General features: G+C 61.7%; 14 protein-coding genes. 6 read left to right on the forward strand and 8 right to left on the reverse strand.

The features are described 5' to 3' along the window. The 6 genes from KH208_RS12745 to KH208_RS12770 all read right to left on the reverse strand — a co-directional run. Positions 1–4626, reverse strand: a 4626-nt coding sequence (locus tag KH208_RS12745) for a hypothetical protein (protein WP_291436841.1), incomplete at its 3' end; no start/stop codon positions are given. A 353-nt stretch (positions 4627–4979) separates the two neighbouring features. Next, on the reverse strand, positions 4980–5942 hold the full coding sequence (locus KH208_RS12750; RefSeq protein WP_291436844.1) for a site-specific integrase: 963 nt from the start codon (positions 5940–5942) through the stop codon (positions 4980–4982). Positions 5943–6247: 305 nt separating this feature from the next. After that, the gene (locus KH208_RS12755) at positions 6248–6823 is read right to left on the reverse strand and encodes a hypothetical protein (RefSeq protein WP_291436846.1); all 576 of its coding nucleotides are present in this window, start codon (positions 6821–6823) and stop codon (positions 6248–6250) included. Then, positions 6824–7093, reverse strand: coding sequence for a glycosyl hydrolase 108 family protein (locus KH208_RS12760; protein ID WP_291436847.1), 270 nt, complete (start codon positions 7091–7093; stop codon positions 6824–6826). A gap of 234 nt (positions 7094–7327) precedes the next feature. Further along, positions 7328–7912 (reverse strand): Mor transcription activator family protein, encoded by a 585-nt coding sequence (locus KH208_RS12765; RefSeq protein WP_291436848.1) that lies wholly within the window; start codon positions 7910–7912, stop codon positions 7328–7330. After that, on the reverse strand, positions 7899–8135 hold the full coding sequence (locus KH208_RS12770) for a hypothetical protein (RefSeq protein WP_291436850.1): 237 nt from the start codon (positions 8133–8135) through the stop codon (positions 7899–7901). Before KH208_RS12770 ends, KH208_RS12765 begins: the two co-directional genes overlap by 14 nt. A 489-nt stretch (positions 8136–8624) precedes the next feature. On the opposite strand from KH208_RS12770, the gene KH208_RS12775 reads away from it, so the two are divergent. From KH208_RS12775 to KH208_RS12795, 5 genes are all read left to right on the forward strand, one after another. Then, the gene (locus KH208_RS12775) at positions 8625–9308 is read left to right on the forward strand and encodes a helix-turn-helix transcriptional regulator (protein ID WP_291436853.1); all 684 of its coding nucleotides are present in this window, start codon (positions 8625–8627) and stop codon (positions 9306–9308) included. A 160-nt stretch (positions 9309–9468) separates the two neighbouring features. After that, a complete protein-coding gene (locus KH208_RS12780; protein ID WP_291436855.1) occupies positions 9469–10083 on the forward strand; it encodes a flavodoxin in 615 nt (204 codons plus the stop codon). A gap of 177 nt (positions 10084–10260) precedes the next feature. Then, a complete protein-coding gene (locus tag KH208_RS12785; protein ID WP_291436857.1) occupies positions 10261–11697 on the forward strand; it encodes a mannose-1-phosphate guanylyltransferase/mannose-6-phosphate isomerase in 1437 nt (478 codons plus the stop codon). 197 nt (positions 11698–11894) lie between these two features. Beyond that, positions 11895–12635 carry a carboxymuconolactone decarboxylase family protein gene (locus KH208_RS12790; RefSeq protein WP_291436858.1) on the forward strand — a complete coding sequence of 247 codons (741 nt, stop codon included), beginning with the start codon at positions 11895–11897 and terminating at the stop codon, positions 12633–12635. 51 nt (positions 12636–12686) lie between these two features. Beyond that, positions 12687–13652 (forward strand): DUF362 domain-containing protein, encoded by a 966-nt coding sequence (locus KH208_RS12795; RefSeq protein WP_291436859.1) that lies wholly within the window; start codon positions 12687–12689, stop codon positions 13650–13652. 144 nt (positions 13653–13796) lie between these two features. On the opposite strand, the gene KH208_RS12800 is transcribed toward KH208_RS12795, so the two are convergent. Together KH208_RS12800 and KH208_RS12805 are read right to left on the reverse strand one after the other, a co-directional pair. Further along, the gene (locus KH208_RS12800) at positions 13797–15065 is read right to left on the reverse strand and encodes a dicarboxylate/amino acid:cation symporter (RefSeq protein WP_291436860.1); all 1269 of its coding nucleotides are present in this window, start codon (positions 15063–15065) and stop codon (positions 13797–13799) included. Positions 15066–15450: 385 nt separating this feature from the next. Beyond that, a complete protein-coding gene (locus tag KH208_RS12805) occupies positions 15451–15624 on the reverse strand; it encodes a helix-turn-helix transcriptional regulator (RefSeq protein ID WP_291436861.1) in 174 nt (57 codons plus the stop codon). Positions 15625–16215: 591 nt separating this feature from the next. Here KH208_RS12805 and KH208_RS12810 point away from each other — a divergent pair. Beyond that, positions 16216–16545 carry an ATPase gene (locus KH208_RS12810; RefSeq protein ID WP_291436862.1) on the forward strand — a complete coding sequence of 110 codons (330 nt, stop codon included), beginning with the start codon at positions 16216–16218 and terminating at the stop codon, positions 16543–16545. Positions 16546–16731: the final 186 nt, after the last annotated feature.

Genomic DNA, 16731 nt, shown 5'->3' on the forward strand with positions numbered 1-16731 from the left:
GTCGAAGGTGTAATCCGCGCCGATGGCCACGCCGCCCAGGCCGCCGCTGAAGTCCATGTCGAAGTTCCCGGCCTTCATGCCGTAGCCGTTGCTGCTCTGGTACAGGGGCATGATCCACATGGCGAAGCCGGTCCTGGCGGCGTCCCCGGCGGAAGCGCCGGTTTGCATGGAGCCGTCCAGGGCCACGCTCTGGATGGCGTTGCCGCCGGGCCGGGCCAGGCTGGTGCGCTGGGTCACGGCATTGCCCGCCGCATTGCTGGCGGCCATAGTCATCTGCGGCACCGCGCCGACGAGCGCCATGCGCGCCGCGCTTTCAATGGTCACGGCGGCCTGCCTGGCGTCGCCGCCGATATAGTCGCGGCTGGTAGCGCGGGACAGGAAACGCACACCTTTGGCGTCGGCATTCACGTATTTGTCAGCGGTCCCGATCTCGTGATTCAAGTAACCCGCATCCAACACGTCGGCCAGTTCATTGTCCAGCGAGGGCAAAACGTTACGGGCCGAGTTGAGAGAGGTCTTGATGGTGCCGGTAGCAGCGTCAAACGCGCCGCCCGCCACCATCAACGAGTCGGTGCTGAAGTTGGCGTTTGTCCAACCGTCGCCGGTAATGGTCAGATTAGCGTCATTCATATTGCTGCCCAGAATCGTGTAGGTCTCGCCTACCTCGGCTCCGGCAATGCGCAGTTTTGCGCTGGCAGCCACCGTCGTGGCCGTGGCTGTGGTGGCGGACAACGCGCCCGCCGGGTCAAGGGCCGCGTCGGCGCTGACCACCAGCAGAGAGTCGGCAGCGAAATCGGCCTTATTAGCGGTAGACAGATCCGTGGTAAGGGCGGCATTATCCTTGCTGCCATCCACAATCAGGCTGTAGCCGGTACCAGCACTGTCGCCCAATACTTGAGCTTCTTTCAAACCCAGTGCGGCGGTAATGCCGTTCTGGTTCAGGCCGCCAAGGGCATCGACCTGCCCAGCCAGCCAGCTCATATCCCTGGTGCCGATGGTCAGCATGGAATTTTGCCCCACGCCGATGCCACCGTCGATATTCGCACCCGCCATGCCGCCAATGGCCACATGGTTGGGGCCGTCAGCGGTCCAGTCCGGGTCGATCACCAGTTTGCCGCCGTTGAGAGCAAGTTCATTGGCCGTTACGCTGCTGGCTTTGTCGTCATTGGTCGAACCCACGGCAATGACTTGGCCGGAAGCTCCGCTCAGACTGTCCACCGAAACCTGCGCGCCGTTGCTGATTTCGCCGCCGCCGGACAAGGTCACGTCCCCGCCCGTGAAGCTGCCGCCCTCAATGGTGGCCGCGCCGGTCACGTCCAGATCGCCCACCTGGGTTTGCGAGTTGGTGAGCCCCAGCGTGCCGGTGATGGTGCTTTTATCCGTGCTCTCGCCCGTGGCGACCAGCACGCCGTCGGTCACGGTCACAGCACCGCTGGTGGTCAGGGTTTTGGCCCGCACGTCGGTGGCGGTGACGTTCTGCGCGGCAATCGTGCCTTTCTCGGCGGAAAGGGTAAGATCCTCGTCAGCAGCGGCAGTGATATCCTTACCGCTGGCCGTGATGTCGCCCGTGTCGGCGACAATCGCGCCGCTGGCGTTGCTCGCGCCAGCGGTCAGGGTCACGTCGCCGGTGGCGGAATGGATTGTGCCGTTGGTCAGGCTGCCGGTCGTGCCGTCCATGGCGTTGGTAACAGTGATGTCACCTTCGGCCCTGACTGTGCCGTTGTCGGCGGTCAGAGCTTTGGTGGCAATGGAGTCGGCGTTCAGAATGCCGTTGTTGGCATTGACGGTGCCGACCTCGGTTCCCACAACGCCGATAACTCCGGCATTCAGGACCGCGTCAATCGCATTGACCGTGCCCACATTGGGACTGCCAACCGTAATATCGCCGGTGCTGAAGTCACCGTTGACAACATTCAGCACATCACTGGCGGAGCTCAAAGTTATGTCACCGCTCAGGTCGCCGTAGGTCTTGTCTCCGGCCACGGTGCCCAGATTCAGGATGCTGCCGTTGTCCACCACCAGATCGGCTGTGCCGCCCGCGTCCAGATCAAACTCCCTATCCGTCGCGTCGCCCTTGAGGGTCAGCACTGTGGTTGTGCCAGTGCCCACAGTGATGACCGTTCCGCTATCGGCTACAGACAGGCCCTTGAGGTCGGTGCGGTTGCCGTCAAGCGATACTGTGGGATCGGAGACCGAAGCCACCACGTCTTCCAGGCCGGTGAGGCCTGCCGCATTAGTCTGGCCCGATGTGGGCGCGCTGTCCAGCGTGGCCCCCTCGATGCCGGTGATGTTCAGGTTATCCACGGCAATGCCGACCAGCTTGCCGTTATTGCCCTGGAGCGCCGTGGTCATGGTTTTATAGTCGGCCAGCGACATTTCAGTCGTGCCGGTGTCATTGCGCAGGGTCAACAGACCGCTGCCCTTCACCGTGCCGAAACCATCCGCCAATGACTGCCTGTTGACATTGTAGGCCGTGTTCAGATCAGTGACCACCTGGCCGAGGTCGCCGATGTTCAGGTTGTCCGTAGCGGTTGCGACCGTGCCGTCCAGCGCCAGGGTGCCATTTACGATATCGGCGGAGCCGCCGCCTGTCTTGGTGTCAAAGGCTCCGGTGACCGTCAGATCGGCCTGCCCGGTAGTGGCAGGGGTGCCGCCCACGGTCAGCGTGCCGTTCGTGCCCACGGTCAGGTTGGCCATCTGCCATGCACCGCGCTGCACGTTCATCGTGCCCGCGGCCACGTCAATCTTGCCCGCAGCCACTGTGCTGGTTCGTGTGGCGACCTGAGTGAGATTCAGAGAGCTATTCGCGGTCAGGGTCAGCGTGCCCGTGCCGTCGCCCACCGTGAGGCCCGCAGTGTAGTCAATCGGAGTGTAGCCGTCAAAAATCGTAACGCCCCCATGGCTCTCCAGTGTGCCCTTGGTCATGGTGAAGTCGGTCGTGCCCAGCGTGAGGTCGCCGCCCTGAAGCGTGGAGCCCGCGTCGCCCAGCGCAAGGCTGTCCCCTGTAAAGGTCAGGCCCTGATAGGCGCGCACTGTGCCCGCGCCGGAAATCACGATTTTCCCGTCCTGGGAGGATGTGCCGTCGACCAGTAGGCTGGTCAGGTCCACAGCGGAATTGAAGGCCAGCATGCCCGTGCTGACATCCACCTTGCCCTCAATTTTGCCCGCACCGAAGGCGTCCGTGCCGTAGAGCGACAGGCTGCCGTCCGCCTCGGTGCGAGAAGAGCCGGGAACGCTTCCGCCTACGGTGATCGTCTTATTCTGGGCCAGAACCAGGGTGCCGCCCTGTTTCACTTCAAGGCTGCCGCTTTTTGTGAGATCGACATCGGAGGTGGTGAGCGTGCCGCCCTGGCTGACCGTCAGTGCCGCGCCCGGCATGTTCTCGCCGCCGCTCAGGGTCAGCTTGTCGGTGAACGTGGTTGCTCCCTGCTGCACAAAGATCGCACCGCTCTTGAGTTCGGACGCAGCAGCGATCTCAGCCTCGCCCTTAAGCCACATGACCCCGCCGTTGTTGGATTCGCCGGAGGCCAGACTGTCCGCCGTCAGCTTCGCGCCGTTTGCCAGCGTGAACTCGCTGCCGCGCGTGTCGCCCAGGGTCAGGGCATTGGTCACATCCAGCGTGCCGGCGTGCACTTCCACGTTGCCGCCGTTAATTGTCAGCGACTTCAGAGAGGTGGTATCGGTCTCTTCCTTGCTGATATAGACGTCAAGATTGCCCCCCGTGGCAATGACGTCTCCGGTAACGCTGGCTTTGGCCAGACGCGCGTTGCCGTTGGCGACGGTCAGATCGCCGTCAAGGGTGCTTGCATCAACATCGAGAGAGAAAAGCAGGGGGTTGGTGACAGCGTCGTTCAGCGTGAGGTTGCCCGTATAGGTGCTGCCCTTCTCAATCCGCATGAGAGCCATCTTTGCGCCGTCGTCACTGCCGATGCCGTCAATGGTCACGTCATTGGCGTTGGTCAGCGTGGCCTCTTCGCTCAGCTTCAAGGCTCCGGCCACCAGCTTGCCGTCAGTCGCTGTCACAGTCACGGCCACCGGGCCGGAAATGGTCATACCGGCGAGCTTGCCGTCGGTCGTGTATGCGCCCAGCGTGCCCTTGGTGACATTGATGGTGGCGAGGCCCGCGCCTCCCTCTGCCACTGATCCTGTAATGGTGGCGGAGCCGATCATCTCGCCTGCCGGAACCATCATATTCACGGCGGCGTCAGTGCCGTTGATTTCCAGCGTCGCGTCGTTGGTGGTGATGACACTACCAGCGGCGAGCTTCAGGCCGTTGTTAACGGTCATGTCCTGGCTGTCGCCCACGCTGAGCTTGCCCGCGCCGGAAACAGCGTTGATTTCCAGACCCTTCGCGGCGTCAATGGTCACTGTGCCGGTGCCCGTGATTGCGCCGTCGGCTTTGGTGACGACAACCGTATCAGAGGCTCCGCCGGAGGTGGAATCATAGCTTGTACCGGCCGTGAAATTCCCCATCTGGTCATAGGGGACGGCCCCGGCCATGCCCGCCGCGCCCACAGTCAAAGCCCCGGCCAGGGCCAGGCTGCCAAAAATGTTAAGCAGGCCGCATTTTTTGAGTACGGCACGATATTTATTGACAAGGTTACCGATAGCGCCCTTCGTAAGCATAGCATACCTCCCGGGAGCTTTCGCTCCCCCTGAATTTATACGGAACCCAAGGCTCCAGGCATCGCTGACAGATGCACTGTCGGCTTTTGGGGGAAACAGGTGGATTTGGAGGAAGGCTATCTCGATGAAATAATAAAGACTTTTATAGAGCAAAAAATTTTGAAAAACTTTACATAAAAAATTCTATTGCACATTTATCCTGTTGACAGTATTCTGTACCAAATGTTCATTGACAGTGCATCTGTCAATGAACACTTGGCATACGGCGCGCCAGCGCCCATTTCGGCGTTCATCAACGTCGGACAGACAAAGGGGAAAAGTTTTTTTTCTGTTTTTTTGCCTGTCAGCCCCGTTTATTTCGTGTTCTTTCTCCCTTTGTCCGGGACCAGAAAGCAACTGACGCTCTGGGCCGCCGCCAGCAGGGAGGCCTGCCCCAGATGGGCGTAGCGCATGGTTGTTCTGGGATCGCTGTGCCCCAGCAGTTTTTGCACCTCATAGAGCGAGTGCCCGGCATTGACCAGAAAGCTGGCAAAGGTATGCCGCAGGTCATGGATGCGTACATCGGCAAGGCCCAGCCCGCGCCGCAGCCCGTCCCAGAAAAGATAGACGTCGCTGAGCGGCTTGCCCGGCGCATGACCGGGAAAAAGCCAGGGGCAGCCCGGCCCGCGCGGCAGGTCGCGGATGACGGCCACGGCCGCGTCGGACAAGGGGAGGTGACGCGGCTTGCCGGACTTGGACAACGGCACGGTGAGCAGGCGCAGGTCCAGGCGCACATTTTCCCAGCGGGCTTTGAGAATTTCGCTCTTGCGCGCGCCGGTGAGCAGAAGCAGCCGGATGGCCGCGGCCTCGGGCCGCGCGGAGCGCTCAAGCTCCCGCATGAGCCGTTGGGCTTCGTCCGGCGCGAGATAGCGTTCCCGTTGCAGATGAATTCTGAAGGGCGGCACGTCCGCGCAGGGCGATTGCCCGGCGGGCAGGACGCCATGCAGCACCGCCAGAGAGCAGACGCTCTTGAAGACGGCCAGAATACGGTTGCAGGTGGCCGGGCACAGCCCCTCCTCCGCCAGATCGCGCAGCCAGTCTTCCACTTCGTCGCGCCGGATGCCGTCCAGTCGCCGGGCTCCGAAGGCCGGGGAAAGGCGCTGCCGGGCAATGCGTTCGTCCACCCGCCAGCTCCGCTTGCGAAGCCGGACGTGGGGCAGATAGACGGCGGCGACAAAGGCATCGAGCCGCCGGATGGCGGCCCGCGCGCCGTTGCGCCGCCGGGAGTTTCCGGATGGGCGGTTTGTGGCGGAGTGACGCGGACGGTGCTGGGCCATGCTGTTTTCTCCTGCAAAAGAGTTATGGGGAACGGGAGTATAGACAAAGAGCCCCCGCGGAAGAGCGGGGGCTCTATATACATGGTCTTATCTAACTATTGGAAAGGTTTTCAGAACAGATGCACGCGGGGAAGAATACGCGCAAACGACCAGCCGCAAAGTCAGCTTTTTCCATGTGGACGCGTTATACCATGGGAATTTGCTTTGCTGTATTGAAATACAGATTAGCCTAATTTCCTCGTGCCCCGCCGTCAGAAAAAATTTTTATTTTTTGCGGATGACGTCGCAATGGAGCCGGAGGAACCTCAGGGCAGGCGCGGACCCCGCGCGCCCAGGTTGAAGAAATTGCGGCCCGTGCGGCCCGCGCTGTTGAGCAGGGTGGTGGTCAGGCCCAGATAATCGGTGTTGCCGCGCCCGCGCAGGTATTGCGCCTCAAGGCTCGCGCTCTCGGCCTGGTTGCGCAGGCCCCAGGCCCGCAATTGCTGGTTGTAGGCCGCGTCCGCGCCCTGCTGTTGCAGGGAGAGCGCGTCCAGTTCGCCTTTTTCCGCCGTGTCCAGCACGCGGTCCAGATTGCCGCCCGCGTCCACCCGCGCGCCCGAGGCTCCGGCTCCGGCCCGTTGCATCCCTATGATCCGGGCCGTTTCCTGCCGTTTGCGGGCGGCGTCCTCGGTGCCCTCCTTGCGGGCCGCGCGGGCTTCCTCGTCGGCGACCCGGGCGTTCTGCTCCGCGATTGCGGCATTGCGGGCCGCCAGTTGTGATTGATAGCGGGCCTGCTGTTTCTGGTTCAGCGTCTGCCGGGCGGCGCTTGCCGCGCCCGCCGCCGTTCCCGCCAGGGCCATGGCCGCGCCGATGATGGCGGCGGTGCCGGTTGCAATGGCCATTTATCGCCCCTCCTTTGAAATGTGTAATATTTCAGACTTAAAATGCTGTAAGGGTCTTGTGCCAGACGCTCTCGGTGTGTCGCGTTCCCGGCAGCCGTCGCAGGAGCGGAGCAGACGGCGGCACTCGTCACGAGCCTGCCGGGCCAGGTTCTGCACCCAGCGCAGAGAAACGCCGTGATTGGTAATGCCGCCCGGATCGGACGGGTGATCGGACAGGCCGCCCTCCCAGCGGGCGGTGAAGGCATGGGCCAGTTGAAAGGCTTCGGACATGGTGCGCTCCTTGGCGGATTGGGGTTGCCGCCGTGAGTTCCGGCGGCCGTGAGGAGAACATGCCAAAAAGTCCGGCGCGCGTAAGAGTGAAAGGTTTCAGTAAGGCCAAAGCCTTGCCCGGCGCTGGTCAGCGCGTTTCAGGGGGGCCGACTTCCCCGGAAATCCAAAAAAAAGCCCACGAAATCGCGGGCTTAAAATTTTTTTAAGGTTGGTTTTTCTTGAGATCAGCAATGATTACAAACTGTTGTCCTCATTTTTCGCGTCGGCGCCGGTTCCGGCCAGGGCCGCGGAATCGCCCAGGCGGTAAAGCACACGGGCCTTGGCCGGGGCCGAGGCTTCCTTTTTGAGGATCTGCCAGATGCGCCGGTCGGACATGTCGTGGCGCTGGGCCAGGGCCGCCACGGCGGCCGTGCTGCTCAGGCCGTGGCTTGTATGGCGGCTGAAGCCTTCAATGATCTCCCGCTGGCGCAGCTTGCCCAGCAGGGCGTTGCAACGGGGCACATAGACCCGCGTCCCTCCGAAAGCGGCCATGAGTTTGCGCAGGCAGCGCAGGCCCAGACGGCGGCGCAGAGGGTTGTTGCGGTCCGGTTCCTGCCGGGGCACGCGCAGGTCCTGGCCGCCGTAAGCGTGCAGCACGCGCCAGAGCTGGCGCGTATCGCGCAGGGCGTCCCAGAGCTGACGCACGTTGTCCGGCAGGTGGAGGAGAATTTCCTCCCATTCCCGCTCCTCCCGGGAGAGGCGCAGAGCATGGCCCCAGGAATCGCGACTCCGCGCCAGAGGCGGGCGGCCCGGGCGGGATGCGGCCTTACTGGCGTACATGGCAGTCCTCCGTCACGGCGGCGGGCCAGGGTGCGCCCGACGGCGGGATCGGCGCGGCGGGATCGGCGGTTTCTCCGTATCCGCATTCTTTCAGCGTTCCGGCGAGCAGCCGCAAATGGCTGCTTGCCAGCCGCAGCACGGGCCGCTGGCCCGCGCCGGCCTCAGCCTGCAAAAGTTCCAGCACAGCGCTCAGGTTTTGGATTTCATCGTGTAGTTCGGACATGCTATGCTCCCTCATGAAAGTTTCCTGATATGCAAAACTGTTTCCATATCAATTATAGATTTTTGTGTTATATTTCAAGAAAAATGTTTAGTTTTAAAAGAAAAATTTTAATTTTTAAAATAATTCCATCTGATATGGGGGCCTGGGCCTCGGTCAAGCCCAACCCGGCAGGTTGCCTTCGGGCAAAGACACGTGGCTATTTCAAGGGAAACCTTGCGTTACAGGTAAAACAGGTTTATTCTCGCTAAGAACAATGCCTATTCTAATATATTTTTCCGATTTTTTTCAAAGGAAAAATTGTTAATCTTCTCCGGAGGTTTTCCCTAACTCCCTTGGGTCGTTAGAGCATTTAAGTTTGAAATGCTCTGACGCCGAATACGGCGAGGCGCGCCGCGAAGACCGACCCGACGGGCGGCCCGTAGGGCTTCCCCGTTGGCGGCAACTGGGCCATGCGGGGATCGACAGTTCCGGCTTAAAAACGAGAACACCATGAATACAACCTCTCTCTCTTCCGGCGGCCTGCACAGCGGTTTCGCCGAGCGTCTGCGCCGGCGCCGCGTGCAGCTCGGCCTGCGCAAGCAGGATCTGGCGGCCCAGGTGGGCGTGAGCCTGACTACCATTCAGCAATATGAAAACGGGCAATTGCCCAAGGGCGAATTTGCCGTGCGCCTGTCCGAGGCGCTGCGCTGCTCCCTGGACTGGCTGCTGGCGGGCAAGGGCGACGCCGACGGCGACGTTCTCGACACGCCCGAGGCGCGGCTGGTCATGGTGCCCATGGTGGAGGCCAGGCTTTCGGCGGGCACGGGCAGCTTTGAGACCGGCGGCGAAATCCTGCGCCATTACGCCTTCCGCTGGGATTTTCTGCACCGCAAGGGCAATCCCGCCCGGATGGTGCTGTTGCGCGTGTCCGGCGACAGCATGCAGCCGCGCATTCTGCACAATGACGTGGTGCTCATCGACCAGTCCCAGAGCGACCCCGTGCCCGGACGGATTTACGCCGTGGGCGTGGAGGACATGGTCTACCTGAAGATCGTCAACGCCATGCCGGGCAAGCTGATCCTGACCAGCGTCAATCCGGACTATGCCCCCATTGAGGCGGACACCTGCGAACAGCTGGCGGATCTGGTGCGGATTATCGGGAGGGCGGTGTGGGTAGGCCGCGAACTGGACTGAGAGGCAGCCCGTTGCGCGACGAACGGCTGTTTCCGGCGGCGGCATGAGAGAATCGGGCAAGGATTGGAGAGGATCGGATATCCATTTCGTTGGCGGACAGTTGTAATGTCGGTGCTGTAAATGCATTCCGGGATGCTCCGGCATCCCAAAGGAGACAGGTATGAGCAAGCACCACGAATGTTCCGTCAATACGGCGCGGCGGCGTTTCTGCAAGCTGGCCGCCGCCGGGCTGGGCCTGCTGGCCGCGCCCGCGGTTCTGGGTTCCGGCGAGGCCTCGGCCGCAATTCCACAGGGCGGCAGGCATCTCATTGTCTACTTTTCGCGCACCGGCAACACCCGGACCATCGCCGGGCAGATTCAGGCCGCGGCGGGCGGAGAACTGCTGGAGCTGCGCACGGTTGCGCCCTATCCCGAGGACTACCGCGCCACCACGGAACAGGCCAAAAAGGAGCTGGCCTCGGGCTACAGGCCGCCGCTGCAAACCGCCACGCCGGACCCGGCGGCCCATGACGTGATTTTTGTGGGATCGCCCAACTGGTGGGGCACCATTGCGCCGCCGGTGATGACCTTTCTGGAAAGCGCGGATTTCTCCGGCAAGACCATCGCGCCCTTTGTCACCCACGGAGGCAGCCGCCTGGGCCGCGCCGTGGAGGACATCAAAAAGCTCTGCCCCAAAGCCACTGTACTGCCGGGCTTGGCTGTCTACGGCGAGAGCGTGGCGGATGCTCAGGAAATCACGGCTGCCTGGCTGCGGCGCAATGGCCTGGCGGGCTGACCGGACAATGCGCGTCTTTTCCCCTTCGGGACGCATTGTCGAACTGCCCTGATCAGGGTATACTGCACCTCCCTGATCAATGGGGAATCTGTCCCGTATTCCGGCCGGGCCGCACGGAGCTCTTTTTGCTCCGGCTCCGGCCGGGAAGCGCAACTTTGTCCTGTTGGGGGAGGCATAATGAAGCTCTGTCCCGTGATTTTATGCGGGGGCACCGGCACCCGGCTCTGGCCGCTTTCTCGCCGTCTGTATCCCAAACAGTTCATGGATCTGGGCGGCCATACGCTGTTCGGCGACACCCTGAAGCGGCTCGGCGGCCTGCCTGAACTGACGCCGCCGCTGGTGATCTGCAACAAGGAACAGCGCTTTCTGGCCGCCGCCCAGATGCAGGAGCAGGGCCTGGACCCCACGGGCCGCGTGCTGCTGGAGCCCGAGGGGCGCAACACCGCCCCGGCCATCGCCGTGGCGGCCCTGTCCGCGTTGGCTTCCGTGGATGAGGGGGACGGAACGGCCCCGGACGGGGACGACGTGCTTCTGCTGGTGCTGCCCTCGGACCACGTCATCGGCGACGCCGGGGTGTTTGCCCGCGCCGTGGCCCGGGCCGCCGCCTGCGCGGCGGAGGGGCGGCTGGTGACCTTCGGCATTGAGCCCGACGGCCCGGAAACCGGTTACGGCTACATCCAGCGCGGGGACGCGCTGGACACGGGCTTCGCGGTGCGCCGCTTTGTGGAAAAACCCCGCCGCGACGCGGCCGGGGCCATGCTGGCCGAAGGCGGTTATTACTGGAACAGCGGCATGTTTCTGTTCCGGGCCTCGGCCTTTCTGGACGAACTGGGGCGTTACGCCCCGGCCATGCTGGAAGGCGCTTCCGCCGCCTGGCGGGAGCGGAGCGAGGAGCGGGATTTTGTCTGGCTGGGCAAGGAGTTTGCCGCCTGCCCGGCGGATTCCATCGACTACGCGGTAATGGAAAAAACGCCGCTGGCGGCCGTGGTGCCGCTGGACGCGGGCTGGAGCGATCTCGGTTCCTGGAATTCCGTGTACGAGGCGGCGGCCAAAGATGCCGACGCCAACGTGCGGGTGGGCGACGTGCTGGCCGAGGACGTGTCGGGCAGCTATCTGTATTCCAGCGGCCGTCTGGTGGCGGCCCTGGGCGTCAGGGATCTGGTGGTGGTGGAAACCGGCGACGCCGTGCTGGTGACGCGCAAGGAATGCTCGCAGGACGTCAAAACCCTGGTGGCCCGGCTTACCCAACACAGCCGCCCGGAAAAGGACACCCATCTGCGCGTGTTCCGGCCCTGGGGCTGGTATGAAACCCTGGCCCTGGGCGAGCGCTTTCAGGTCAAGCGGATCATGGTCAAGAGCGGCGCGTCCCTGTCCCTGCAACTGCACCACCACCGGGCCGAGCACTGGGTGGTGGTCAGCGGCGTGGGGCAGATCACCGTGGGCGACCAACTTGTGGAACTGCATGCGGACCAGTCCACGTACATCCCCATCGGGGCCAGGCACCGTCTGGCCAATGCCGGGCCGCAGGCTCTGGAGATCATTGAGATTCAGAGCGGTTCCTATCTGGGCGAGGACGATATTGTCCGCTTTGAGGATAATTACGGCCGCTGTTAGGGGCTGTTAAGTTTTTCTTTTCCGCCCGGCCGGTTCAGTCCGGCCGGGCGATTCCCCCCACCGCATTTCTCCCTTTCTCCCTCCTCAGCCTTCGAGGCAGGATCAGGCAATTTTTTGCGAAAATTGTGTCTTTAAGTCTGCCCGTCCGGCGGATATCCTGATTGCAACGGATGTAACTCCGGCAACGGGAGGAAAGTATGAAAACACTGTTTGTGTTCCGCGCCGTCTGTTGCGCACTGGCGCTGACCATCACGCTTACGGAGGCGCGCGCCATGAACGAAGCTCACCCCCTGGACGCCCGGCAACGGGGCATTGTGGCCATCGCGGCCTTCACCGCCAACGGCGACATGGAAAAGTTGAAGCCCGCCCTGCACGCCGGTCTGGAAGCCGGTCTGACCGTCAATGAGATCAAGGAAGTCCTGGTGCAATTGTATGCGTATACCGGTTTTCCGCGCAGTCTCAACGGCATCGGCGCCTTCATGGCCGTCATGGACGAGCGCAAGGCACGGGGCATCCGGGACGAGGAAGGCCGTGAACCGGGCCCGCTGCCCGCGAATCTGGACCGGGACGCCTACGGGGCCGGGGTCAGGGCCGAGCTGGCCGGGTGGAAGAGCATTCCCGCGCCTTCCGGCTATCAGCTCTTTACGCCCGCCATTGACGCCTTTCTCAAACAACATCTGTTCGCGGATATTTTTGCCCGCGACAACCTGGACCGTCAGAGCCGGGAACTGGCGACCATCGCGGCCCTGGCCGCCATGCCGGGCCTGGGCGCGCAGCTGGGCTTCCACCTCGGCGCGGCCATGAATACCGGGCTCAGCCCGGCGCAGTTGCGGGATTTCGTTGCCGTGCTTGACGCCAAGGTCGGCAAGAAAGAGGCCGCCGAGGCGGGCAAGGTGCTGGACGCGGTGCTGGACGCGCGCTCCGCCCAAGCCCGGTAGCGGCCAAATTCGGGAGCAACCAGAGGGCAGACGCTCTCTCGGGAGGACATCATGAATGAATTTTCACGACGCGATTTTCTGAAAAACGGGACGCTGACCGCCGGAGCGCTGGCCATGGGCCTTTCCCTGAAGGGCGGCCCGGCTCTGGCCGCGCCTCCGGCCAAGGCCAGGGTTTTTTTCACCAGGGATCTGAGCGCCGAGGGCCTGCTCAACATCTACGCCAAGGTCAATGAAGGCATGACCGGCAGGGTCGCCCTCAAACTGCACACCGGCGAACCCAACGGGCCGAACATTCTGCCCCGCTCCTGGGTGCGGCGGCTCCAGGCTTCCATTCCCGGCAGCGCCATTGTGGAGTGCAACGTGCTTTACGAAAGCCCGCGCCAAACCACGGAAGGGCATCGGGAAACCCTGAAAACCAACGGCTGGACCTTCTGTCCCGTGGACATCATGGACGCCGAGGGCGACGTCAGCCTGCCCGTGCCCGGCGGAAGACGGCTCAAGGAAGTGGCTGTGGGCAAGCATCTGCTCAACTATGATTCCCTGCTGGCGCTCACCCATTTCAAAGGGCACGTCATGGGCGGCTTCGGCGGTTCGCTGAAAAACATCGCCATCGGCTGCGCCTCCGGCAAGGTGGGCAAGGCGCAACTGCACCGCGAGGGCAACCAGCTCTGGTCCGGCGGCCCCAATTTCATGGAGCGCATGGTGGAGGGCGGCAAGGCCGTCACAAGCCATTTCGGGCCGCGTATCGCCTACATCAACGTGCTGCGCAAGATGTCCGTGAGCTGCGACTGCGAAGGCGTCAACGCCGCTCCGGTCACCCTGCCCGACCTGGGCATTCTGGCCTCCACGGATATCCTGGCCGTGGACAAGGCTTCCGTGGACATGGTCTACGCCCTGCCGGAAGACGTGCGGCGCGATATGGCGGAGCGCATCGAATCCCGCAGCGGCCTGCGCCAGCTTTCCTATATGAAGGAAATGGGCATGGGAAGCGATCAGTACGAACTGATCACAATCTGAGCGGTGAAAGCTGTTCCCGGCGGACCGGGAGCCGCTTCGCGGCGGCATAGAGAGAAGAACCGTCATGAAAAGGCGGCGGGTTGCAAAAGGGCGGCATCCATCGTGCGGATGCCGCCCTTTTGCGGGTTTTCCGTACCCGGAGCGTCAGGCGTGCTCCGCCTGTCCTTGCGCCTGCTCCCGCGGCGCCTGCGGCACCGGTTCCGGATTGTCGTTGAAGTCGCCTTCCAGGCGCGAGACCACCAGCGCGCCGAGGCTGTCGCCCAGCACGTTCATGGGCGTGCGGGCCATGTCGAGAATGCGGTCGATGCCCGCGATCAGGGCCACCCCTTCCAGCGGCATGCCCATCTGCACAAAGACGATGCTCATCATGATCAGGCCCGCGCCGGGAACGCCCATGGTGCCCACGGCGGCGAGAATGGACATCAGAATGACGGTCAGTTGCGCATCCAGAGGCAGGGATATGCCGTAGAATTCCGCCACGAAAATTGTATTGATGCCCATGTACAGGGCGGTGCCGTTCATGTTGATGGTGTTGCCCAGCGGAATGCCGAAGCTGACCACCGTGCGCGATGCGCCCAGCGCCTCGGTGCAGCGCATGTTTGAAGGCAGGGCGGCCGCGCTGGAGCAGGTGGTGAAGCCGATCATGAAGGGTTCCAGCATGCCCTTGACGAAGCGCATCACCGGAATCTTGACCACGAACTTGACCAATGGCAGGAACATGAAACAGTACAGGATGGCGCAACCGGCGTACATCAGCAGAATGACCTTGCCCAGGGGCAGCAGCACGGCAAGGCCGTGTTTGGTCACGGTAAAGGCCATGAGGCCGAAGACGCCGACGGGCGCGTAGTACATCACAAAGCCCGTGACCTTGATCATGACCTCGCCGCAGGAATCGAAGAAACGGTGCAGGTGCCGCCCGCTCTCACCCAGGGAGCTGATGCCGAAGCCGAAAATGATGGCGAAGATGATGATCTGGAGCATATTGCCCCTGGACATGGCTTCCACCGGATTGATGGGGATCAGGTTCATCAGCGTGTCGTTAAGGGCCGGCGGGGTCACCGGCTTGACGTGCAGATTGTCGGTGGGCAGGTTCACGCCCGCGCCCGGCTGCACGATGTTGGCCAGCAGCAGGCCCACGGCCACGGACACCGCCGTGGTGATCAGGTAGTAGAGCAGGGTCTTGGTGGCCACGCGCCCCAGTTTGGTGGTGTCGCTGATGCCCGCCGCGCCCGCTACCAGGGTGGCGAAGACCAGCGGCACAACCACCATGCGGATCAGGCGGATGAAAATATCGCCGAGAAATTTGAAGATGGTGCTGCCCAGCGCCCAGTCCTGCGCGACCACGCCCACAAGCACGCCCGCGACCATGCCGATGCCCATCTGCATGGGCAAGCCTATTTTGATCTTTGCCATACCATTCCCCATCAGTAATATTTCCAGGCAACAGCCGTGCCCATGCCGTTTTGCCCGTCGGCGACGGCGACGGACGCGGTCGCGCCGGATATGTGGAACGCCCGGAGGCCGGGCGGTCAGCCGGGCCGGTTCAGGGAGATAATGGTATTTCGCGGCCGGGTCAATCAGAGGGCCGGGATTTGCGGCCGTTCACAGCAGCGGCAGGAAAAATTACTGCCTCTCAGTAAAAAGGTCTTTCACTTTGCAGCCAAGGGAAGTGCTGATTAATGAAGATTTTTGTTCTCTGCCAAGGAAGGCGAACTGCGGGCGGAGGGAGTATATCCAAACATATTCGACCTTCGCACGGGGCGAGCCTGACGCGGGCAGAGGGCAAAAAGACCATTAATCAGTGCTTCCCAAGATGCTTGGCGATTGTTTGCAGCGTATATAACCGGCATTCCACGATGTGCTCATTCCGTGTGCGCAGGATCGTTTTGTCTGACAAGCCTGACAGCGCGACCAGGGCACGTATCGTTATCTTTCTGTCAGCCATAATCTTTTTGACGTTGCTTGTTATCATGCGACACCTTTTATTTTGTCTCCCCAATAAAGCTTTTTCAAAGAGTCTTTATGCCACGTGGGAAAATTTTTATATCATTCATATATGGAAAAATTAATTCTCTTCACTCGTTAAATTAATACTATATTCTGGTAAATCTGACACAATTGCTCCATTGCATTGTTGCTTAATATAGATAAATTTAACTTGGCTTGATGTATTTTTGCAATGCTTCATTATCTTGACTGGAAAAACGAAGTGTGCTTTTCTCAATCTAGGTGCTCGTAAAACACCTTCCCGCGACGGCTACCATCCCGACAGTATGGCTTTTTTGCGCCCTTTGGCTGGCGCTACTGGCTATCTATTGCCGGGTGTTGTGGTCATGTCCAGGCCGAAAGGCTAAAAGCCACAAGCCGCTCGCGGGCGGTTTACGACACCCGGCGTTGTCATCGTAAGGCAGCGCCAATGTAAAAACCCGCGAGGTGCCTTATGTCCCATCATTTCCCGAGCGCTGCTCCGCAGCCGCAGTCGTCAACGCCCCCTTCTCAAAGTCATTCCGAACTGACGGAACGGATCGCAAGATTCCGGGCCGCCGCCCAGGACCTGTTGGCCATGTATGAACCGGCAGGGCAGGGCAGTAGGCCCAATCCGCGTCCCAGTCCGGATTCGGACGGCGAAACCCGCTGCTATCACCTTTCTGCGGGAGCGGTGCAGCATGAGCGCAAACTTTTGAAACACTACGGCGCGGAAGATTTTTGCGATCTGCTGGCGGAAACCTATATGCTTCTGGTGGGCGTGGTCAAAATAATGAAAAGCACGCACCATGACGTGCGCGTGAAAGGCTATGTCATTGCCAGCCTGGGCTGCCTTCTTGAGCAGGCGTCCAACCTGGTGTTGCGGATGCGGAACGTCTACGACAGGATGGAAAGGGTCAGCCGGTAAGCAGCTCCCAATCTCTTTTTGTGCCACTATTTCTTCACGCAAAAAGGCCCTCGCGATCTGTCATCGCGAGGGCCTAAATTTGCCTACTCACAGCAGCTTGGGCATGACTTATCCCGCTTCACGTCTGCCTTGGTCAGGGCCAGACCCGCTTTTGTGCAATGAGGTACTCGAAGATTCAAAATCTCA

This window comes from Desulfovibrio sp. (assembly GCF_018379785.1).
Lineage (GTDB): Bacteria > Desulfobacterota > Desulfovibrionia > Desulfovibrionales > Desulfovibrionaceae > Desulfovibrio.

Coding starts and splice junctions, on each gene's coding strand:
- KH208_RS12810 (WP_291436862.1), top strand. CDS start 16,216: ATGTATGAACCGGCAGGGCAGGGCAGTAGGCCCAATCCGCGTCCCAGT.
- KH208_RS12795 (WP_291436859.1), top strand. CDS start 12,687: ATGAATGAATTTTCACGACGCGATTTTCTGAAAAACGGGACGCTGACC.
- KH208_RS12750 (WP_291436844.1), bottom strand. CDS start 5,942: ATGGCCCAGCACCGTCCGCGTCACTCCGCCACAAACCGCCCATCCGGA.
- KH208_RS12790 (WP_291436858.1), top strand. CDS start 11,895: ATGAAAACACTGTTTGTGTTCCGCGCCGTCTGTTGCGCACTGGCGCTG.
- KH208_RS12805 (WP_291436861.1), bottom strand. CDS start 15,624: ATGATAACAAGCAACGTCAAAAAGATTATGGCTGACAGAAAGATAACG.
- KH208_RS12785 (WP_291436857.1), top strand. CDS start 10,261: ATGAAGCTCTGTCCCGTGATTTTATGCGGGGGCACCGGCACCCGGCTC.
- KH208_RS12770 (WP_291436850.1), bottom strand. CDS start 8,135: ATGTCCGAACTACACGATGAAATCCAAAACCTGAGCGCTGTGCTGGAA.
- KH208_RS12780 (WP_291436855.1), top strand. CDS start 9,469: ATGAGCAAGCACCACGAATGTTCCGTCAATACGGCGCGGCGGCGTTTC.
- KH208_RS12760 (WP_291436847.1), bottom strand. CDS start 7,093: ATGTCCGAAGCCTTTCAACTGGCCCATGCCTTCACCGCCCGCTGGGAG.
- KH208_RS12800 (WP_291436860.1), bottom strand. CDS start 15,065: ATGGCAAAGATCAAAATAGGCTTGCCCATGCAGATGGGCATCGGCATG.
- KH208_RS12775 (WP_291436853.1), top strand. CDS start 8,625: ATGAATACAACCTCTCTCTCTTCCGGCGGCCTGCACAGCGGTTTCGCC.
- KH208_RS12755 (WP_291436846.1), bottom strand. CDS start 6,823: ATGGCCATTGCAACCGGCACCGCCGCCATCATCGGCGCGGCCATGGCC.
- KH208_RS12765 (WP_291436848.1), bottom strand. CDS start 7,912: ATGTACGCCAGTAAGGCCGCATCCCGCCCGGGCCGCCCGCCTCTGGCG.